The following is a 19,108-nucleotide window of genomic DNA, read 5'->3' as shown; positions in this document are numbered from 1 at the left end:
CATCCCGGAACACCCCGCCTACCAGCAGATCCTCACCGCCCTGGCCGATGCGGGCCGACCGATGCGCGCCCGCGACCTCTGCCAGGCCCTCGACCCGCCGATCCCCCCGAAGAACACCGAAGGCATCCGCTCCAAACTGAAACGCCTGGTCAGCCAGGGCATCCTCATCGAACCCGAACCCGGCTTGTTCGCCCGCCCCGACGCCTGAGAGACACCCCCCACCCGCGACCAGCGATCCTTCCCCAACCTCAACCACGAAACGGACAAGAGCTCACGTTCCGCACTCTCAGGCCGTAGGCGGCCGTCCCGGGGTGGATTCAGAAGGGCGGCTCGATGCTGGAGTGCGTGGGGTCGGCGTAGCTGCTGGCGCGGATCCGCAAGCGGTAGTCGCAGTCGACGGGTGCGCCGGGGGGGTGTCGAGTTCGTCCAGCAGGACGATCAGGTGGTCTTCGTCGGCCAGTTCCACGGCCAGGTAGGTGCCGCAGGAGCAGGGGGGCGATGAGGGTGAGGACGTGCGCCAGGTCGCCGTCCTCGCCGACGCCCTCCTCGCGGCGGGTGTAGTGGAGCCACCAGCCGCGCTGCCCATCGGCGGAGCCGAGGTAGGTGACGGCGGAGGCCATCAGCTGCCGGTCCGGCACGGGCGGGTTCCCGGTCCAGGACATGGCCTGCACCACGGTGTCGAGGGTGTCGGGGAAGGCGCCGGTGAGCACGGCGTCGGCGTGGAGCACGGCCTGGAAGGCGTGTTCCTCGTCGCGCTCACGCTCTCGCTGGGACAGGTCGAAGGCCTGCACCCGCTGTTGCAGGGCGACGATCGGCTCCGGACTGCCTTGGTCGTGGTGGGGGTGGTCGTCCCGGTCCTGGCGGGCGGGGGCGAGTTGAAGAACGGTCACGGGGGTGGTTCTCCTCTCGTGGTTTCGCGAAGGGCCGGGGGTCTGTCCGGTCCTCCGCACCGCCCCAGCCCGGCACGCGGGTTGGGGCGGCACGGGCGGCCGTCAGCTCAGGCGGCGCTGTCCATGCGGAGTTCGGCGAGCGCGATGCCGTATGTCGCGCAGGAGCCGGAGCAGTAGTCGAGGGCGGGATCGGTCGATCCGGTGACGTGGATGCGGACCCAGCCGCGCTGCTGGGGGAAGCGGCCGGCGGCCTCCTGGCCGCAGCCGTCGGTGGGGCAGGCGGCCCGTACGGCGGTGTTGGCCTCCGGGCGGGAGGTGCCGGCGGCGTACTTCCCGCCGTTCCATTTGTGCTGCCCGGCGGCCCGGGGTGCGAGACCGGCCTGCCGCGCCTCGGACTTGGCGGCTTCGTGCTCTCGCTTGGCCTGCAGGCAGCCGCACGCTTCGGTCGCGGGGACCTTGCGTCGGGTGTGCTGGCGGAAGCCGCGCATGCTGCCGTGTTCGATGCCTTCGTCCTTGCCGATGAGGCTCACGCGGCGCCTCCTTCCGGTGAGTTGTCGTGCGGGTCGGCGGGGCGGGCGGGGTGAGCGACGAGCTGGTCGACCAGGGCCAGGAACTCGGCGCCGAGTTCCGGCGCGCTGAGGATCACGCGCAGGATCGAGGCGAAGCCGTCGCGTTCGATGGGGTTGAGGCGCGCCATCAGCTCGTGCGCGTCGCGGTGGACGCCGACGGCCTGGTGGTAGGCGTCCTCGGTGGTGACCGTGCGTACGGCGCCGCACTGGCCGCAGCGGAAGGTGGCCTGGTCCCAGCCGCTCGCCGGCTTCTTCCGGCCGGGGGACGTGTGGGGGGCGGTGGTCACGAGGCGATCGCCTCCGGGTACTGCTCCGTCAGGTCGGCGTGCCCGTCGGCGTCGTCGGCCCCGGCCTCCCAGTCGGCGGCCTCGTGGTCGAGCTCGCCCTCGTAGCCGCAGCCGGCGCACACCAGAGCTTCGTCGTGGTCGAGGTCGCCCTTGTACGCCTTGAGAAGGTCGGTGGCGCTGTAGACCGGCACCCAGGCCGGGCCGGGGCAGCGCTTGGTGTCGTCGAATTCGTCGTCGGTGTTGGTGGGGAGGGCACCAGGACGTCGAAGCCGAAGTCGCCCTCGCCGTCGACGTCCTTGCGGAAGGCGAGGGTGAGGTAGTCGCCGGCCACGGCGAGGACGACGACCCGGTCGCCGCCGGCGAGGTCGGAGCCGTCCTTCCAGGTGGCCAGCCGGGCCAGTTCGGGGCCGAAGCACTGGCGCGGGAGGAGTTCGTTGCCCAGGCCGTCGCTTCCGTCCTGGCCGAGCTCACGCAACCGGGTGTCGCTGACCCGCTGCAGCAGTGCACCGAGGCGGCCCAGGCGCTGGATGCTCGGGGCGAACTCGACATAGTCGAAGCCCTCGTGCCGCAGGTGGGCGGGGGATGCGGTGGCGACCATCGCCTGGTGCTGGGCGCGGACGGTGTCCTCGGGAACGCGGCGGTCGCCGGTGCGGGCGGCGTTGCGTTCCAGGCACACCGGCAGCGGTGTGGGGAAGATCAGCGCGACGGTGGGGATGCCGTAGCGGCTAGCCGTCGCCAGGATCGCCGCGCGGTCCTTGGGGTCGGTGGAGGTGGCGTCGATGACGGAGGTCAGCCCGCGGCGCAGCCGGGCCTCTAGGACGCGGTGGAGCGCGAAGGCGGCGTCGCCGGTGGCGGACTGGTCCCCGACGGAATCCGAGACCAGGGCCCGGTACTGATCGAGGCACAGGACCTGGGTGGGCTCCCAGGTGCTGGCCAGGGCGGACTTGCCGGATCCGGCCGGGCCGATGAGAACGACGACGCACGGGTCGGGAAGGGTGGTGTCCAGGAATGTCACGGTGCAGCTCCCTGGAGAGCAGTGATCGGACGGACGGCGGCACGCTCACTTGGAGGCCGTGATGAGCGCGGCGGCGGTCTCCATGGCGTGGTGGAATGCCTGGTCCAGGGCGTAGTTACCGCCCAGCGGGCCACCCAGGGTGTAGAAGTTGCCCTTGCCGGTGGCGTCCGCGACTGTCGGTAGGTTCGGATATTCGGACGTGCGGAATAGGGTCTGAGCCGTGACGTATCCGCTCCCCTCGAAGGCCCTGAGAGATTTCCTCGAGTCGCTCCGCCCAGGCAACGTCGTAACCGGGGTCGTGACCGGTATCGAGAACTTTGGTGTGTTCGTCGATCTCGACTGGGCGCCGGAGGCTTCGGTCGGGTTCATCCCCTCCGCCCGAGCTCTCCTGGAGATGGATCTCCTCCTGTCACGAAGCTGTGTCTCTGGGGCAGCGCGTGTGCGCCGAGGTCTTGGCTCTGGACACAGAGCGACGTGGGCAGGCTGTCCTGTCCTTGGTGGCCCTTCAGGAGAATCCATGGCTCGTCTGGGCAGGGCGCGTGGGCAGCATCGTCAGCGGCCGCGTCACGAAGCTCGTCCCGTTCGGTGCCTTCGTGGGTCTCGATGACGGGATTGCAGGGCTGATTCACAGCTCCGAACTGCTAGCAGCGGAACCAGGCCGGGAAGTCCGCATCGGTGATGTGATGACCGCGCGGATCGCAGAGGTCGACCCACCCATGCGACGTATCCGTCTGTCCCTCACATGACCGACGCTGCCGAACGGTGTCAGTGGGCAAGGGCAGACTGATCACATGACCGCGTCTCGCCACGTCTCTCGTCACGTCCATGCCGAACTCGCTTGGGTGCAGTCGATGGGCGGCCCATTGATCGTTATCCCGGTCTCTGCGCTGGACCAGTGGGGCGGGTGCACAGAAGACGGGATCATCGTCGGCGGGACTGACGTTCCCGACGACTACGACCGCGCATGCGATGTGGAGAACTGGGCCTGGGTTACTGACGTCGGCGCTTCAGGGTGATGGTGGTGGAAGGTCGAGGGAGAGGCCGGTTCCCGCGAGGAATCCGTCGAGGACGTCGCGGCCCACGCGGGCTTCGGCGCGGCCGTCTCCCTGCGCCAGCACCTCTCGGCGGCGATCGGCGTCTCCCCGACGGCCTACCGGCGGGCCTTGACGGGCGCCCTGCCGCTGGTCTGACCGCCGCGGGTCTCAGGCGTCGATGCGCACCCAGGTACGGCCGGTGCGGAGCCACAGGGTGCCGTCGCGGCCCTGGCCGCAGTGCATGACCACCCGCCCGGGCACCCGCACCCGCTCCTGGCCGATGGCGACGCATACGTCGCCGACCAGCTCCGCGCGGGTCACGGTGGTCCTGCGCTTGTAGTGGTCGCGGCTGGTCAGGACCACCCGCGTGCCGCGCACGGCGAAGCCGTCCGGGACCTTCACCGGGCTGCGGTAGCTCGCGACTTCGCCGGTGGAGGGTGTGATCCGGGTCAGGAAGGTGCCTATGGGGCTGTACCAGACCAGCCACACCGACTCGCCTTCCGTGGCGGCCGTGCAACCCTCCAGCGGCCAGTCGGGAAGTCTCCCCTTCGGCGCCCACGTCGCGACACCCTGGGTGTTCCAGCCCGCCAGGCCAGCGATGGACTCCGGGTGGTCTCCGTAGATGCCCTCGTCGCCGTAGGCGGTCCAGATGCCCCCGCTGCGGTCGGTGACCAGGGCCGGGATGTCGTCACCAAGGCAGAAGGCACCCTCCGGCCGGCCCTCGGTGGAGTACACGACGGCGTTCTTCCGCCAGGCTCCCTCCGCGTCCTGGTGGGTACGGCCTGACGCCAGCAGGAACCGGGACCCGGGGAGCAGGGCCAGATGGCTGGGCCGCATGTCGATCCCTTCGACCGGGATGCGCCGCTGCTCCTGCCCTGAGGTGATGACCAGCTCTCCGTCGAACGGCGTCTCGGCACGCCATCCGATCCACCCGCGGGGATACTTGTCGCGGCTCAGGTACCGGCGCTGGACCAGCATCACGGCGAGTTCGCCGTCCGGTCCCACGGTCCACCACAGCGCACGCCACCCCGCCTGGACGTCCTTGGGGGACAGCCTCCACGCGACGGGCAGCTCGTCGATCGTCATGGGGATTCACCTTTGGGACTCCGGGGGCCTACGCCGCCCGAAGATCGCCACGTTACAGGTCGGGGCGGTCTCCACTCCCGCCGGGGGAGCGAAGACCGGCCCTTCACGCCGTCCTATGCGATGACTGACTTCAGCTCGTCAGGGTCGTGGAGGGTCAGGCCGGTGCCGGCTATGAAGCCGTCGAGGGTGTGGGGCCGGTACTGGAGGCGTTTGAGCCGGTTGCGGACGAGGGCTTCGAGCCGGTCGAGGGCCATGACGGCGAGGTTGGCGAGGCTATGCTTGACGTGGGCCCATACCCATTCGACGGGGTTGAGGTCGGGTGAGTAGGCGGGCAGCAGGAACACCGTCAGCCACTCACGCTCGGCCACAAGGTCACGCATCCTGCGGGAGACGTGAGTGTTCAGCCGGTCCCAGACCAGCACGATCGGGGCCCTGACCAACTGATGGACGCCGTCGACCAGCGCGATGAAGTCCCGCTCGTCCATGCGAGCGTGACGAGCAGTCCGTCGCCGTGTGGAAGGAGGCGACCTGGGCGGAGGTAAAAGGGCGAGGGCGGCCTGCGGGGGCTACGTCTGCTTCGAAGACGAAGCAGGTGCGGCGCTTGCCCTTGCCCGCGGGGTGGGTCCGCAGACGCCTGCTCCCACGAAGTCACCACCCAGGCCGGGAAGTTCCGCGCGGACGCCCTGGCCCGGAAGCTGCCCAAGCAGGCCTGGCTCAAAGGTCGCCCGGCATCTGAGGGTGAGCCTGAAGTCGGCCTACCAATGGCACCAACTGTGGCGCGACGGCGGGGCTGCGGCTCTGGTCTCGCGTGGTCCGAGTGGTTCGCGGTGTCGGCTGTCGCCGTACTGTCTGGAGAAGCTGGCGAGGTTCCTGGAGGAGAGTCCGGCGGCGCAGGAGACGTGGAATTTCCGACCGATCAGAGTGGCGACCCGCGATGCGGTCCACACCTGGTCCTCCACCCAGCCGCTACAGCGTCTCGGGTGCCACGCGGTTGATGCACCGGCTCGGCTTCAGTCCGCAGGTGCCCGCGCGGCGGGTCGCCGGCGGCAACCCACGGCTGCGGGCCGCACTGGAGGAGTGCGGCACCGGCTACGTGCTGGCCGTTGGTGGTCGACGAGACCGGGGTCGTGAAGAAGGACACCGGCACGGTCGGCGTCCAGCGCCAGTACACCGGCACCGCGGGCAGGATCGAAAATGCCCAGGTCGCCGTCTACCTGGTTTACGCCGGCCGCCGCGGGCACGCGGCAGTGGACCGGGAACTGTACGTCCCGCGCTCCTGGACGTCCGACCCCGACCGCTGCCGGGATGCCGGACTCGACCAGGACACCGCCTTCGCGACCAAGCCGGAACTGGCCATCCGCATGATCACCCGGTTCCTGGACGCCGGCCACCACACCTCGTGGGTCGCGGGCGACGAGGTCTAAGTACTGCCTGGTCGTCGTGCAGGTGCTCCACCACGTAGTCGCGCAGGTCGTCGCGTACCTGGTCGGCGTCCCACTTGGCCCGCCCCAGCAGATGCTGCATGCCGTCCGGGGTGGACTCCCCGGCCCACTCGGCGATGGTGTGAGGTCGGACCGGGGCGCCGTGCCGACGTTGCCGTCGGTGGGTTTCCCCGGCCCGCCTCCCGAACCGGACGTGCCCGATCTCCAGGCATCCGGCTCTCCACAAGCCCTCTCAGGCGGCCGCTGTCATCGTGGTCCCGCTGGGCCAGGGCGAGGGGATCTTGTTCCCGCGATACAGGTAGCGGTTTGTGCGCACTTTCGCGCACCTGAACAAGACGACCTCGTCGTCGGCTGGCCACCATTGGCCTGCACAGTAACGATGGCGCAGGTTCTTCCAGTTGGACCGGCGGTGTTTGCGCCGCAGCCATCCGAAGACCTGGCGCCAGGTGAAGGCCGACAGGTACTGGAAGGTCGCGGACGACACCCCGTGCCGGAAGTACGCCGTCCAGCCCCGTAGCACCGGGTTGAGCTGGTGCAGCACGACTGCCAGCGGCAGGTTCGTGTCCTGTCGGCACAGTGTCTTGACCTTCTCCTTGACGGCCTGGAGGGCCTTCTTGGAGGGGTAGAGGTAGACGTAGTGCTTCTGGGTCCCGCGTTTGCGGTGACGCTGGAGGCGCCACCCGAGGAAGTCCAGCCCCTCGTCGATATGGGTGATGGCCGTCTTCTCCACCGACAGACGCAGTCCCATCGGGGCGAGTACTTCCGCCGCCTGGGTGCGTATGTCCTCAGCCTGCTCACGGGTCCCGGTCACGGCGATCAGAAAATCGTCTGCATACCGGAAGAGCCGGTAGTTGGCGAGGTTCTGGCGACGTCGCCGGGATCCCCGCCGCCCCGGCGCCCCGCCGGGGCGGCGGGGCGCCGGGGCGGCGGGGACCGGAGCCGCTACGCGAGGTAGAAGTGCCACCCCTGCCGCGCCGAGGGGCTGCCGCCCCACATCTTCTTCAGGTCCACGTAGTTGTCGCCTTCACTACGCGCGGTCAGAGCCAGATCCTCGTGCACGTAGGACACGATCCCGTAATCGGGGTTCTCGGGATCGGTGCCGGGAACCGGCTTGAGCAGCCACCACTGGCCCTTGTTTCCCCGGCTGCAGACCCGCAGATACGAAATGCTGTCGGCGCCGTTCTCGTCCGTGGCGCAGGCACCCCCGGGAGAACTCTTGAGCTGGTATACGGGCCGATTGTCCGAGTAGGCGACCACCTCGAACTGCCACTGGTTGTTCCAGGTCGGCTGGTCGCTCGGATAAACCTGAAGATATGTTCCCGCATTCCCCTTCGTGTCGTCCGGAAGCAAGTAGTTGCCGGTGACCTGACTGACGGCCACCACGGGCTGCCCGATGGGCACCGCCTTGATGGTCGGGGCGGCTGCCTGCGCGGGCGCGGTGAGCGCGACCGTGGTCAGGGAGATGGCGGCGGCTGCGGTGGCGATGAACTTTCGGATCGTACGGACGTGCAAGGGATGCCTCCTTAGGCCAATGCAACGATGGCCGCTCGGAGAGCAAAGTCTCCGAGCCGGAGAAAATGCTATGGCCGGGAAAGCCCCCGCAGGGAGAGTGAGAAGCCGCCGCCCCGAGCGGCGGATGGAAATGCGCACCACCGGCCCATTAATATGCCCGGAGCAGGTGACGTATTCTCGCGCAAAGCGCGGCGGGGAACCTCACTCAGGGTGCCGACTTATTCCCGTTCCCGGGCGCGTCGCTCCGCCAACCCACCCCGCCCGATGGCCAGTTCAGATGCACCCTGCGTGCCGGGCCGGCGAAACCGCTGGACGCCCCGCCCGGGAACCGCTCCTTGAAGTCGGCATCGGCGAAGACAGGCCCGAGAGCGTCCCGCACCCGCATTGCCGGACAGCCCTTCGGGAACACCGCACGCGCCACCCGCGCAGTCTCCTCCGGGATCTCCGCCAGCTCCACCCCGCGCGACGACACGAACCCACCCCCGAACACAACGACGGCCCCGGATTTACCAACAGCATCCCCTGGGGTGCGGCGCCGTGTCGTCTGTCAGGCGACGCGCAGCTTCTTGCGGCGTTCGCGGGCGAGCTGCTCGCGGTAATCCTCGACGGCCTGGTGGTAGCGGGCGACGAAGTGGGGGTCGTCCAGCCGGTCGGCTGGGTCCATGGCGTCGATGGCGATGGCGGCCCGGGCATCGGCCGGTGTCTCGTACGCGGCGAGCATGGCGTTGATTCGGTAGACGCCTTTGCGCTGCTTCGTCACCAGGCGGGCCAGTATCAGTTCACGCAGGCCGGAGGTGACGCTGGGGCGGCTCAGCCCGAGCAGGACGGCGATCTGGTTCTGGCCCATCTCCACTCGGCCGCCGGGCTCGCTGCGTGACAAATCTGCCAGCGATCACTAGATGGATGATGCGCTGACCTGTAGATATAGTGATCGTTCCAGGATTCGCGGCTTGTGCGCAGTGCAGTTCTGAGCGGGGGTCTTCCGGACAGCTCTGGGACCTGAAGAGGCTCCGAAGTGCAGGTCTAGTGATCGTCTCGGAATGTAGTGATCGGCGCAGGATTTCTATATAGCTGCGTGGGGCGGAGAGCCAGGTTTGTGCTGGTCAGGGGTGTATCTGGCAGCTCGCGTCTGTGGTCGACTACTGAAGAGAAGCATGGCCACAGGCCAGGGGAGTGGGCCGTCTACGCGCTGGACAGGCAGGCCTGCAGAGGCGCCCCGCCTGCCGATCGAAGGGGATCTGCCCAGCCGCTTGGCCAAACTGCCGGGCCGATTCCCCGGCGGCGATGCCGCGGGATATCTCTTCGCGCTCGCTGCCGCTCAGATGCTGCTCTGATCGCTGCTGCGGGGTGAGGCGTACGCCGCCGCTCTGGTGCAGGAACCGACGGGCGTTCTGCATCGGTGCCCCGAGCGCCCGCCCGATCAAGCTGAACGATTGCCCCTCGCGCCAGCGTCTCCAGATCTCATCCTGCTGAGCCGGCGAAAACCCGTAGTCACGCACCTGTGCCTCCACGATCACATGATCATCCGTGGGTGGTGCGTTGATCACTTGAGGGTGCCATCGTTTGCCGACACTTCAGGCAGTGGTTCCGGCGACCACGTCGACGGCGTGGCGCCGGTGTGCTGCGAAGAGGTCGAGGGCGGTGTTGGTGTCCCGGGCGCGCAGTGCGGTGACGAGTCCGTGGTGCTCGCGCGGGATGCAGTCGAGGTAGCCGGCGGTGCTGCGGCTGATCCGGGTCAGCAGGAACAGGTGGACCTGGCACCGTATGCCGTCCCAGGCGTCGGCGAGGCGCTGGTGCCCTGCGGCGGCGAACACCGCGTCGTGGAAGGCGATGTCCAGGCGCACCATCTCGTGCGCATCGCCGGCCCGCTCCATCATGTCGGCCGTCTTGGCGGTGGACGCGAGGTCCTCGTCCGAGGCGTAGGCGATCACTTGGCGGACGGCGAGGTCCTCCAGTGCGCCGCGCAGGCTGTCGAGCTCAGCCACGTCCTCGGCGGACAGCGTCGTCACCGTCGTGCCCCGGTGCCACGCACAGTGCACCAGGCCCTCGCGCTCCAGCAGCCGCAGCGCCTCGCGCACCGGGCCGCGGCTGACGTCCATCTCGCCGGACAGCTCCACCTCGCGCAGCTGCTCGCCCGGGGCGTAGGCCCCGTTGAAGATGGCCTCGCGGATACGGTCCGCAACCTCGTCGGCCAGACCCCGACGGCGAGCCGGGGCCACCTTGCCCTGATCACTCATGCCCGAATTACACCTCCTCCACCAATGACCTAATGTTAACATTCAGGCGTTGTCGTGATGTCAACATTAGGACAAGCCGAGCAGGATCGCCCACGGGCCGCTCCGCTCCCCGACAGGAAGGCAGTGCCTTGACTGTTCTCGACTCCCCGATCCCCCGCTTCCACCTGGCCGTGCCGGTCGACGACCTGGCTGCCGCGCGCCGCTTCTACGGCGACGTCCTGGGCCTGGAGCAGGGCCGCAGTGCGGACACGTGGGTGGACTGGAATCTGCACGGCCACCAGTTCGTCACGCACCTCGCGCCGGAGCGCGCGCAGCGCATACACAACCCGGTCGACGGCCACGACGTACCCGTGCCGCACTTCGGTCTGGTTCTGACGGTCGAGGCCTTCCAGGAGTTTGCCGAGCGGCTGCGGGCGGCGGGCACCGAGTTCGTCATCGAGCCGTACGTGCGTTTCGCGGGCCAGAAGGGCGAGCAGTGGACGATGTTCCTCCTCGACCCGGCCGGCAACGCGCTGGAGTTCAAGGCGTTCGCCGACGACTCGCAGGTGTTCGCCGCCTGACCGGCGGCCGGCACCACCCACCCCCACACGCGAAAGACGGGACGAGCTCATGAAGGTGTTCCAGATCGGCGCCGCCGGAGGAGTCGGCCGCCGCCTTACTCAACTCCTCACCGCACGCGGTGACTTTGTGACCGGCATGCACCGCGGGCCCGCTCAGGGTGAGACGGTGCGGGCGGCCGGCGGGACTCCGGTGGTCGGTGATCTCATCGCCGACTCGGTCGAGGATCTGGTCGGCAGAATGCGCGGCCATGACGCCGTGGTCTTCTCGGCCGGCGCACATGGCACCGGTCAGGACAAGACGACCCTGATCGACGGCCGTGGCCTTCAAAAGGCCGCCGACGCGGCCGCGCTGGCCGGGGCGGCGCGGTTCGTCCTCGTCTCGGTGTTCCCCGACGCGCTGCGCGACGGGACACGTAGTGAGGGCTTCGAGCACTACATCAAGGTCAAGAAAACCGCCGACGTCTATCTGACGCGCACCGATCTGGACTGGCTGATCGTCCGTCCCGGAACCCTTCTGGACACCCCCGGCACCGGCCGGGTCACCGCCGGTCCCGCCGTCGAGTACGGCGACGTGCACCGCGACGACGTCGCCGCGTTCCTCGACGCCGCCCTGCACGCGCCTGCCCTCAGCCGCGTGATCGTCGAACTCACCTCCGGTGACACACCCGTCGCGGGCGCCGTCACCCGCCTCGCGGCCGCCTGAGCTCACACCCGCACCTCAACCACAGCACCATCAGCAAGGAGAAGCACCATGACCGCCATCGATTCCTACAGCCACGACGTCTCCGGTGAGAAGGAGTTCGGTTTCGTCCAGGCCATCAAGGTCGGCGACACGATCTACGTCTCCGGGCAGCTCTCGCACGACGAGCAGGGCAACTTCCTCTACCCGGGCGACTTCGACGCCCAGCTGAAGCAGTCCTACGCCAACTTCGAGAAGGTGCTCGCCCACTACGGCGCCACCCGCAACCAGGTCGTCTCCGAGACCCAGTTCATCGTGGACCTGCCGCGGTACAACATGGCGATGGCCGCGGCGAACCTGGCCTACCAGCTCCACCATCGGCGTCGCGTCGCTGTTCTTCCCGGGCCAGCTCATTGAGGTCAACTTCGTCCTCGACACCCGCCTGCCGGCCTGATCATGAAGGTCGTGATCGCCGGAGGGCACGGCAAGATCGCCCTTCTCCTAGAGCAGCTGCTGTCCCGGCGCGGCGATGCGGTCACCGGCCTCATCCGCAACCCGGCCCAGGCCGAGGCGTTGGAGGAGGCCGGGGCCCAGGTCCGGCTCGTGGATCTCGAGAAGGCCACCGGCGACGAGGTCGCCCGGCATCTGACGGGTGCCGACGCGATGGTTTTCGCCGCCGGGGCGGGTCCCGGGAGTTCGGTGGGCCGTAAGGACAGCGTGGACCGCGGCGCGGCGATCCTGCTGGCGGACGCCGCCGAGAGCGCCAGAGTCGGACGATACCTGCTGCTCTCCGCCATGGGCGCCGATCTGCGGGCCATCGACGACGAGAGCCTCGACCCGGTCTTCCGTACCTATCTGCGGGCCAAGCTCGCGGTCGAGAACGCGATGCGGTCCCGGTCCGCGCTCCGGGCGACGAACGTCCGCCCCGGTCTGCTCAACGACACCCCCGGCACCGGCCGGGTCACGCTCGCCGAGCGGGTCCGGGCCCCATCTCCCGGGCCGATGCCACCGCCGTCCTGCTGGCGCTGCTCGACGAACCGCGGCTGACCGGCCGGACCGTCGAGGTCATCGGCGGCGACACCCCTATCGCGGATGCCGTGGCGGCCCACGCCGCCCACCGAACTGCCCGTTCCGCCTCTCGACTCTGACTCACTCCCGCGGCGCACAACGATCTCGCCGAGGTCCACTGCATCGTCCATGAGCCCAGGCTGTCAGTTCGCACCAGAAACCCGTCCTGCCCCCGGTCCTCTATCGCGGACCAGGTCGTAAGGATCTGCGGGTGAGTGTGCGGTCGGTGGAACGCTGGCGGCGGGCCGGGCGTGAGGGCGGGGTGGAGGCCCTGCGCTCGGCAGGGCCTGCGAACTTCTCCGACCGTCACCGATGCCCAGTTCGTGGTGATCGAGGAGGAACTCGGCAAGTGGCTCACCACCATCCGCCTCCCGCCGTATGCACCCGACCTCAACCCCGTCGAGGTCATCTGGTCACTCGTGCGCAGAACAATGGCCAACTCAGGCGTCCTGGGCCGCGTGGACTCGCTGCCCTTCGACGAAGGTCTGGAGGACGCGGGTGGCGGCGATCTCCTCGGGCGGACCCGCGAACGGGTCACGGTCGAGGACGACGAGATCGGCCGACTTGCCGATGGTGATGCTGCCGGTGATGTCGTCGAGGTGGTTCACGTAGGCGCTGCCCGCCGTGTACGCGGCGAGGGCAGTGCCCAGGTCGAGGCGCTGTTCCGGGAGGAAGGCCGGGGTGTCCTCGGGCGCGCTGGGGGCGATCCGGTTGACGGCGACATGGATGGCCTGGAGCGGGTCGGGGCTGCTGACCGGCCAGTCGCTACCGGCGGCCAGGGTCGCGCCGGCGCGCAGCAGATCACCGAAGGGGTACTGCCGTGCGCCGCGTTCCGTACCTAGGAAGGGCAGGGTCAGTTCGTCCATCTGCGGTTCGTGGGCGGCCCACAGCATCTGCAGGTTGGTGCTCGCGCCGAGTGCGCGGAAGCGCGGAATGTCGTGCGGGTGCACGACCTGGAGATGCGCCAGATGGTGCCGTGTGTCGCGCCACCCGTTGGCCGTACGGGCGGCCTCCACGGCATCGAGCGCCTCGCGCACCGCGCGGTCGCCGAGCGCGTGGAAGTGGACCTGGAAGCCGGACGCGTCGAGTTCGGTGACGTACTTCCTCAGCTCTCCCGGCTCGACGAAGCTGATGCCGCTGTTGTCCGAGGCGCAGCCGCAGCCGGTCAGATAGGGGTCGAGCAGGGCGGCGGTGTGGTTCTCGGCGATGCCGTCCTGCATGATCTTCACGGTCGCTGCCTGGAACCGGTCTCGGCTCAACTCCTCACGGCGACAGGCGAGTTCGGGGATCTGCTCGGCGCCGCGCTCGCGGTCCCACCACAGAGCGCCGACGACACGGGCGGTGAGCAGGCCCCGGTCGACAGCGGTCACATAGGCGGGCGCCGGGTCGGTCATGTTGGCGTACGCGCCGATGATGGCGTCCTGCCAGGCGGTGACGCCATAGGAGTGCAGGACGGTCTGGGCACGGAGCAGTGCGGCGAGTTGCTCCTCCGGCGTGGGATCCGGAACGAGCCTTCCCACGAGGTGGACGGCTCCCTCCTGGAGCATGCCGGTCGGGTTGCCGTCGGCGTCGCGCTCGATACGGCCGTCGGTGGGGTCGGGCGTACGGGCGTCGATGCCCGCGCGCTCCAGGGCCCGGGTGTTGACCCAGGCGCCGTGGTGGTCGCGGTTGGGCAGGAAGACGGGCCGGTCCGGGACGATCGCGTCGAGAGCCGCGGCGGTGGGAGCGCCGCCGGGGAACGCCTCCAGGGACCAGCCGCCGCCTGTGATCCACTCGACGTGCGGGTGCCGGCCGGCGTATGCCTTGATCCTGCGCAGGTATTCGTCCGGGTCGACCGTGTCGGCGAGGTGGCACAGGCCGAGTTCGAGGCCCGCGCCCTGCGGGTGAACGTGGGCGTCCTGGAAGCCGGGCAGCAGCAGTTTGCCGGCGAGGTCGACGACCTCGGTTCGCGGGCCGATCAGCTCGTGCACCTCGTCGTGGCCGACGGCGGCGATCCGCCCGCCGCGCACGGCCACGGCGGTGGCGCGGCTGCGGGCGGGATCGACGGTGTGCACGGGGCCGCCCGTGAGGACGAGATCGGCCGGCCCCGTGACCTGGGGATGCGACATGGGAAGGAACTCCATGGGGGGTCAGACCGTCGTACGGTCCATCGGAAGGGCGAGGGACTCGGCGTCGGTGCCGCGCCCCGTCATGAAGTACGGCGAGTGCCGGACGTACTTGGCCACGGCGGCCATGCCCAGGCCGGCGAGCACGATCGCGGCCGGCAGCGAGAACATGAACCAGCCATTGTCCGGGCTGAGTTCGAAGTGGTCGCTCATGGTCAGGTACGAGTATCCGAGGTAGCCGCCGAGGCCGAGCAGGATCAGGCCGGACACGGCGGGCACGCCGATGGCGAGCAGCGCCTCCCGTGCACCTTCGTGACGGGCGGAGCGGAAGCGTACGGCGCAGGCGAGCGCGGTGAGGCCGTAGTAGAGGGCGACGATCAGGCCGATGGCGTTGACGGCGGCCAGCAGCATCTCGCTCAGCTTGGGAAGCGCGACGGCGAGCAGGGCGATCACGCCGGCGATGGACATCACGACGACGGTGCCGGCGGCGGGGGTGCCGTAGCGGGGGTGGATCCGGGTCCACACCGGTCCCATCGTGCGGTCGCGGCTCATGGCGAACAGGCCGCGTGCCGTGGGGATCAGGGTGGCCTGGACGGAGGCGACGGCGGAGAACATCAGCGCGACCAAGGGGAGGGTGGCCCAGGGTTCGGCGGCCAGTTTCCCGCCGAGGTACGGGAGAGCCTGGGGGCCGTTGCGGACGAGTTCGGCCAGGCTCATCTCCCGCTGGAAGGCGACCGAGGCGAAGAGGAACAGACCGAGCACCGCGAAGAGGGCGATGAGGCCTCCGCGGGCCGCGTCGCCCGGGCTCTTCGTCTCCTCGTTGACGCTGAAGGCCGCGTCCCAGCCCCAGAAGAAGAAGACCGCGAGGACCATGCCCTGGGCGAAGGTGGTGCCGCTGGAGATCTCGAAGGGGTTGAACCAGGACAGGGATATGGCGTGGTCACCGGTGATCAGGGCCCAGCCGCAGAAGGCCAGCAGCACGGCGTACTCGAAGATCAGGAGGGCGAACTGGAAGCGGGTGGCGGCCCGCACCCCGGTGACGGCCAGGGCGGTGAGGGCGAGGAGGATCACCAGTCCGACCGCCGTGGTGACACCGGTGGACGTCGGATCGAGGGCGATGCCGGCGAGGCTGTGCAGGCCCGCCTTGTTGGCGAAGATCAGCACGACCGAGCCCATGATCGCGCTGGTGTAGGCGCAGAAGATGACCGACCCGACCAGGGTGACCCAGCCGGTCAGGAAGCCGGGCCAGGGGCCGAGGGCCTTGCCGACCCAGACGTAGCCGTTGCCGCAGTTCGGTTCCGAGCGGTTCAGGCGGGCGTAGGCGGTGGCGATGCCCAGGACCGGCAGGAAAGCCAGGAGCAGAAGTGCCGGGGCTTGGAGGCCCACGATGGTCGCGATCGTGCCCATGCCGATGGCGATGCTGGTGGTGGCCGCGGTGCTGGACGCGGCGATGGCTACGCCGTCGACGACGCCGAGGGAACGGCGCAGAGCCGAGCCCGGCGCGGAGGACAGGGGCGGTGCGGACGACATGGAGGGCTCCTCGGGGACGGGAGACGGGGAAGAGCCGCGCGGTGAGGTGATGGAACCGCTGACGTCCACATTGGGTCAACCCTGTTGACGTAAGGCGCCGGGGGTCGTTCACTGTGCGTGCCTGGTTGACCTGGAGAGAGGAACCCCGTCATGTCCACCCGTGTCCCGCAGGAGCGCCGACGTCGGCGGCCCACTCGCTCCGGGGTCCTGCTGTCCGAGGACCTGATCGTGGAGACCGCCCTGCGGCTGATCGGCGAGCACGGTCCCGAAGCGCTGAGTGTGCGCCGGCTCGGCGCGGCGCTGGGCTGCGATCCGACCGCTCTCTACCGCTATTTCCACGGCACCGACGACCTGGTGCTCGCCATCGCGGATCGGATCATCGGCGACGCGATGGCGGGATTCGTCCCCGGGGCCGACTGGGTGGCCTCGTTGCGCGAGATGGCCCTGCGGGTCCGCGCCGGGTACCTCGCCCATCCGCGGGCGGCGGCCATGGCGGCCCACCGGGTGACCGGGCGCAAGAGCGAGATCCAGGCGGTGGAGACGGGGATCGGCCTGCTGCTGTCCGCGGGCTTCGAGCCGGCCGCCGCCGCACGGCTCTACCTGGCCTTCATCGACACCGTCCTCAGCCACGCGGCCACCGACGCGGCGTTTCAGGCGCTCCCGCTACAGCAGCGCCAGGCCGACCACCGGGCGTGGCGGAACGTCTACCAGGACCTGGACCCGGTGGCGTATCCGGCGCTCACCGCAGTCCGCCCCGCGTTGCCCAGCATGGCGGACAGTTCCTTCGAGGAGGCGGTGGACCTCCTGCTGGAGGCACTGGCGGCCCGAGCCCCGACACGCTGAGCGTCCACAATGTGTCGCCGCCGACCGCTGACGCGTCTGCGCCTGCGACAGGAACAACAGTTCGTCGCCCGGATGAGTTTTCCGTACCTTCAGTGGGTCGGCGGTTGGCTGGAGAGGCTGGACGGTAGCAACGACAAGATCTTGGCGCAACGAGCGTCGGGTCACCGTCCTCCACCGGCGCCAGGCCAACGGCCTTCGCCTTGTTGGTGGGTCAATGCCGACTGATTCGCTGTAATGGGGCTGTGTGGGGGTGGGTAGGCCACTCGTGCACGGCTGCCGACGGTTGAGCGGGAAACCGACGCCCGACCTGTCCCACTCAACCGTGGGCACCGCAGGTCAGAAGCGCGCCCTGCCCATAGTTATCTGGGACAGGACAACGTAGGGAAACTTGACTGAGTCGGTGACACCGAAGTGTGAGCGGTAGACGACATCGAGGGGCGTCAGGGGGAGCGTGCTGACAGCCCACGACCACGCGCTCCGCGGGATAGGTAGGTTTGGGGCACCGTCTACGGAGATGCACGATGCCCGAGCGCCGCAGAGTTCTATTCGTGACCGACCTCGCCTACCAAGCCAGGGGGCGGCGCTACTGCGACGAGGACATCTTCCTGACCTCCCGACTGCGTGACGGCTTCGACATCGGCCTGTGCCACCCGCTGGAGGCCGCCGCGCTGATGGACGCCTTCGACGTGGTCGTGGTCCGCAACAGCGGGCCCGTGCTGCACTACCAGAAGGAGTACGACGCCTTCCGGGAGCAGGCCGTGGCCCGTGGCATCCGGGTCTACAACCCGCTGTCCGGCCGGGGCGACATGGCCGGCAAGCAGTACCTGCTGGACCTGACCGCCGCCGGATACCCGGTCATCCCCACCATCGACCGGCCCGAGGACCTGCACCTGCTGCCTGAGGTCGGTCAGTACGCGGTCAAGCCGAAAACGGGCGCGGACTCCATCGGCCTGACCTTCGTACCCCGAGAGCAGCTGAGTGACCTGGTCTACGACATCCTGGTCCAGCCGCGTATCGACTTCCGCTACGAGGTGTCCTTCTACTACGTCGACGACGCCTTCCAGTACGCCCTTCACGCCCCCGATCCCGAGCGGCGCTGGGTCCTTGAGCCCTACGAGTCCACCGACGCCGACCTGGCCTTCGCCCGGCGCTTCATCGACTGGAACACCCTCGACCACGGCATCCAGCGCGTGGACGCCTGCCGCACCCGGGAAGGCGAGCTGCTCCTCGTAGAGCTGGAGGACCTCAACCCGTACCTGTCCCTGGACCTGGTCTCCGACCGGACGCGTGACGCGTTCGTGGCGAGCATGGCGGCATCCCTCCACCGGTTCCTGGAAGCTCAGCGCCGCGTCTGAGGTGGCATACGAGCCCTCAAGAGCGATCGCTCAGACTTCGATGGCACGCGCTCAAGATTCGTTGTCACAGGACACCCTGACCGCCACGGCCGACTCGCTCCGCAAACGGGGGCCAGGCTGGAAGGCGTGACCAGCGCGCCGATCGTCGTGCACCGGCCGTCCATCTCGGGCGGCCGGAGGGTCACCGTGGGCCGGGACGAGATCCTCGGCACCGCATACAGCGACCACGACCTGGGCGTGTTCCTCGAAGGCGCCGACGTCGCCGACCCCGAGGCCATCCTCGACGACCCGCAGTGGGTGGAATGGCGCGGCGGCTCCGCCCACGAGTTCAGCGCCGCATGACGTCCGGCGGCAGCAGCCGGGCAGGGCGGACCTGACCGGCTGCGGTGGGCTACTCCCAGGGCCGCGGCCGGAAGCTCGGGCTCGACCCGGCGGGTGGGTCTGCCACCCGCGGGAATACGGTGGTCGGTCGCGCCTCTCCGCGTGGCCTGGACGTTCGCGGCGCGTCCGTGCCACTGCACACCGGACGATGGGTGATGGGTGATGGGTGATGGGTGATAGGTGGGGCGTGTGACCGGGGGTCATCGGTGGGACGAATGACATGAGACCGGTCCGGGTGTGAACCAGATCGGAAATAATCGGCTAATGATCCGGACGTTTCAGGCCGGTGATCTTCCTACCCGGCCCGGTGCTACCGGAACCCGCACGGCAGTGCGGTCGGGGGGGGGGGGGGGGGGGGGGGGGGGGGGGGGGGGGGGGGGGGGGGGGGGGGGCGGGGGGGGGGCGGGGGGGGGGGGGGGGGGGTGGCGGGGGGTTTATTCTCAACCCGGCCCGTCTCCACCGCACCCCCCGCGGGCTTTGCGGCGGGGCGTACCCGGTTGAACGAGTGGTCCGCG

21 protein-coding genes and 7 pseudogenes are annotated in these 19,108 nt (G+C 69.3%); 14 read left to right on the top strand and 14 right to left on the bottom strand.

The window, feature by feature from the left end; translation table 11 throughout:
* Window positions 1–208: pseudogene (locus ACFYO2_RS39410) on the top strand (hypothetical protein); the annotation flags it as partial.
* A 109-nt stretch (window positions 209–317) separates the two neighbouring features.
* Here ACFYO2_RS39410 and ACFYO2_RS39405 read toward each other — a convergent pair.
* The 5 genes from ACFYO2_RS39405 to ACFYO2_RS39385 all read right to left on the bottom strand — a co-directional run bounded on the left by ACFYO2_RS39405 (window position 318) and on the right by ACFYO2_RS39385 (window position 3,130).
* On the bottom strand, window positions 318–890 hold the full coding sequence (locus ACFYO2_RS39405) for a hypothetical protein (protein WP_388359415.1): 573 nt from the start codon (window positions 888–890) through the stop codon (window positions 318–320).
* A 107-nt stretch (window positions 891–997) separates the two neighbouring features.
* Complete coding sequence (locus tag ACFYO2_RS39400) at window positions 998–1,420, bottom strand: hypothetical protein (RefSeq protein ID WP_388359412.1); 423 nt, start codon at window positions 1,418–1,420, stop codon at window positions 998–1,000.
* Window positions 1,417–1,746, bottom strand: coding sequence for a hypothetical protein (locus ACFYO2_RS39395; RefSeq protein WP_388359410.1), 330 nt, complete (start codon window positions 1,744–1,746; stop codon window positions 1,417–1,419). Before ACFYO2_RS39395 ends, ACFYO2_RS39400 begins: the two co-directional genes overlap by 4 nt.
* Window positions 1,747–1,774: 28 nt before the next feature.
* Window positions 1,775–2,761, bottom strand: coding sequence for an AAA family ATPase (locus tag ACFYO2_RS39390; protein ID WP_388359407.1), 987 nt, complete (start codon window positions 2,759–2,761; stop codon window positions 1,775–1,777).
* A 45-nt stretch (window positions 2,762–2,806) separates the two neighbouring features.
* Window positions 2,807–3,130: a hypothetical protein gene (locus tag ACFYO2_RS39385; protein WP_388359433.1), complete on the bottom strand. Its 324-nt coding sequence runs from the start codon at window positions 3,128–3,130 to the stop codon at window positions 2,807–2,809.
* On the opposite strand from ACFYO2_RS39385, the gene ACFYO2_RS39380 reads away from it, so the two are divergent.
* From ACFYO2_RS39380 to ACFYO2_RS39370, 3 genes are read left to right on the top strand one after another with little or no spacing between them, the layout of a single operon-like run.
* The gene (locus ACFYO2_RS39380) at window positions 3,060–3,368 is read left to right on the top strand and encodes a hypothetical protein (protein WP_388359431.1); all 309 of its coding nucleotides are present in this window, start codon (window positions 3,060–3,062) and stop codon (window positions 3,366–3,368) included. The genes ACFYO2_RS39385 and ACFYO2_RS39380 overlap by 71 nt on opposite strands.
* Window positions 3,301–3,507, top strand: a complete 207-nt coding sequence (locus tag ACFYO2_RS39375) for a S1 RNA-binding domain-containing protein (RefSeq protein WP_388359404.1) — start codon at window positions 3,301–3,303, stop codon at window positions 3,505–3,507. The genes ACFYO2_RS39380 and ACFYO2_RS39375 overlap by 68 nt, the downstream gene beginning before the upstream one ends.
* Window positions 3,508–3,552: 45 nt before the next feature.
* Window positions 3,553–3,777, top strand: a complete 225-nt coding sequence (locus ACFYO2_RS39370) for an Imm21 family immunity protein (protein WP_388359402.1) — start codon at window positions 3,553–3,555, stop codon at window positions 3,775–3,777.
* 186 nt (window positions 3,778–3,963) lie between these two features.
* On the opposite strand, the gene ACFYO2_RS39365 is transcribed toward ACFYO2_RS39370, so the two are convergent.
* The gene (locus ACFYO2_RS39365) at window positions 3,964–4,881 is read right to left on the bottom strand and encodes a hypothetical protein (RefSeq protein WP_388359399.1); all 918 of its coding nucleotides are present in this window, start codon (window positions 4,879–4,881) and stop codon (window positions 3,964–3,966) included.
* Window positions 4,882–4,994: 113 nt separating this feature from the next.
* A complete protein-coding gene (locus ACFYO2_RS39360) occupies window positions 4,995–5,366 on the bottom strand; it encodes a transposase (RefSeq protein WP_388359397.1) in 372 nt (123 codons plus the stop codon).
* 449 nt (window positions 5,367–5,815) lie between these two features.
* Here ACFYO2_RS39360 and ACFYO2_RS39355 point away from each other — a divergent pair.
* Window positions 5,816–5,902, top strand: a pseudogene (locus tag ACFYO2_RS39355) (hypothetical protein); the annotation flags it as partial.
* 76 nt (window positions 5,903–5,978) lie between these two features.
* A pseudogene (locus tag ACFYO2_RS39350) lies at window positions 5,979–6,302 on the top strand (transposase); the annotation flags it as partial.
* Between the two features lies 1 nt (window position 6,303).
* Here the strand turns inward: ACFYO2_RS39350 and ACFYO2_RS39345 are convergent.
* The 5 genes and pseudogenes from ACFYO2_RS39345 to ACFYO2_RS39325 form a co-directional block, all read right to left on the bottom strand.
* Window positions 6,304–6,444: pseudogene (locus ACFYO2_RS39345) on the bottom strand (IS701 family transposase); the annotation flags it as partial.
* A 111-nt stretch (window positions 6,445–6,555) separates the two neighbouring features.
* Window positions 6,556–7,134, bottom strand: coding sequence for a group II intron maturase-specific domain-containing protein (locus ACFYO2_RS39340; RefSeq protein ID WP_388359394.1), 579 nt, complete (start codon window positions 7,132–7,134; stop codon window positions 6,556–6,558).
* A 131-nt stretch (window positions 7,135–7,265) separates the two neighbouring features.
* Window positions 7,266–7,835: a hypothetical protein gene (locus tag ACFYO2_RS39335; RefSeq protein ID WP_388359391.1), complete on the bottom strand. Its 570-nt coding sequence runs from the start codon at window positions 7,833–7,835 to the stop codon at window positions 7,266–7,268.
* 547 nt (window positions 7,836–8,382) lie between these two features.
* Window positions 8,383–8,682: a MarR family transcriptional regulator gene (locus ACFYO2_RS39330; protein WP_388359388.1), complete on the bottom strand. Its 300-nt coding sequence runs from the start codon at window positions 8,680–8,682 to the stop codon at window positions 8,383–8,385.
* 727 nt (window positions 8,683–9,409) lie between these two features.
* The gene (locus tag ACFYO2_RS39325) at window positions 9,410–10,072 is read right to left on the bottom strand and encodes a GntR family transcriptional regulator (RefSeq protein ID WP_388359385.1); all 663 of its coding nucleotides are present in this window, start codon (window positions 10,070–10,072) and stop codon (window positions 9,410–9,412) included.
* A 128-nt stretch (window positions 10,073–10,200) separates the two neighbouring features.
* Here ACFYO2_RS39325 and ACFYO2_RS39320 point away from each other — a divergent pair, with 128 nt between their 5' ends.
* From ACFYO2_RS39320 to ACFYO2_RS39300, 5 genes and pseudogenes are all read left to right on the top strand, one after another.
* A complete protein-coding gene (locus ACFYO2_RS39320) occupies window positions 10,201–10,632 on the top strand; it encodes a VOC family protein (protein WP_059211329.1) in 432 nt (143 codons plus the stop codon).
* Between the two features lie 49 nt (window positions 10,633–10,681).
* On the top strand, window positions 10,682–11,335 hold the full coding sequence (locus ACFYO2_RS39315; RefSeq protein WP_388359382.1) for an NAD(P)H-binding protein: 654 nt from the start codon (window positions 10,682–10,684) through the stop codon (window positions 11,333–11,335).
* Between the two features lie 48 nt (window positions 11,336–11,383).
* Window positions 11,384–11,765 (top strand): annotated as a pseudogene (locus ACFYO2_RS39310) (RidA family protein).
* A gap of 2 nt (window positions 11,766–11,767) precedes the next feature.
* Window positions 11,768–12,459 (top strand): annotated as a pseudogene (locus ACFYO2_RS39305) (SDR family oxidoreductase).
* Between the two features lie 270 nt (window positions 12,460–12,729).
* Window positions 12,730–12,807, top strand: a pseudogene (locus tag ACFYO2_RS39300) (transposase); the annotation flags it as partial.
* Between the two features lie 12 nt (window positions 12,808–12,819).
* On the opposite strand, the gene ACFYO2_RS39295 reads toward ACFYO2_RS39300, so the two are convergent.
* On the bottom strand, window positions 12,820–14,487 hold the full coding sequence (locus tag ACFYO2_RS39295; RefSeq protein ID WP_388359379.1) for an amidohydrolase: 1,668 nt from the start codon (window positions 14,485–14,487) through the stop codon (window positions 12,820–12,822).
* Between the two features lie 21 nt (window positions 14,488–14,508).
* Complete coding sequence (locus tag ACFYO2_RS39290; protein ID WP_388359377.1) at window positions 14,509–16,014, bottom strand: APC family permease; 1,506 nt, start codon at window positions 16,012–16,014, stop codon at window positions 14,509–14,511.
* A gap of 150 nt (window positions 16,015–16,164) precedes the next feature.
* Between ACFYO2_RS39290 and ACFYO2_RS39285 the strand changes: the two genes are divergently transcribed.
* The 3 genes from ACFYO2_RS39285 (at window position 16,165) to ACFYO2_RS39275 (ending at window position 18,554) form a co-directional block, all read left to right on the top strand.
* A complete protein-coding gene (locus ACFYO2_RS39285) occupies window positions 16,165–16,857 on the top strand; it encodes a TetR/AcrR family transcriptional regulator (protein ID WP_388359374.1) in 693 nt (230 codons plus the stop codon).
* 521 nt (window positions 16,858–17,378) lie between these two features.
* Entirely contained in the window at window positions 17,379–18,212 is an 834-nt protein-coding gene (locus tag ACFYO2_RS39280) for a hypothetical protein (RefSeq protein ID WP_388359372.1), read from the top strand.
* 126 nt (window positions 18,213–18,338) lie between these two features.
* Entirely contained in the window at window positions 18,339–18,554 is a 216-nt protein-coding gene (locus ACFYO2_RS39275) for a hypothetical protein (protein ID WP_388359371.1), read from the top strand.
* Window positions 18,555–19,108: the final 554 nt, after the last annotated feature.

Origin of the sequence: Streptomyces sp. NPDC006602 (assembly GCF_042870385.1) — a bacterium.
Classification (GTDB): Bacteria; Actinomycetota; Actinomycetes; order Streptomycetales; family Streptomycetaceae; genus Streptomyces.
The sequence above is the reverse complement of the archived record's forward strand: the minus strand, read 5'-3'. Positions and strand labels throughout refer to the sequence as shown.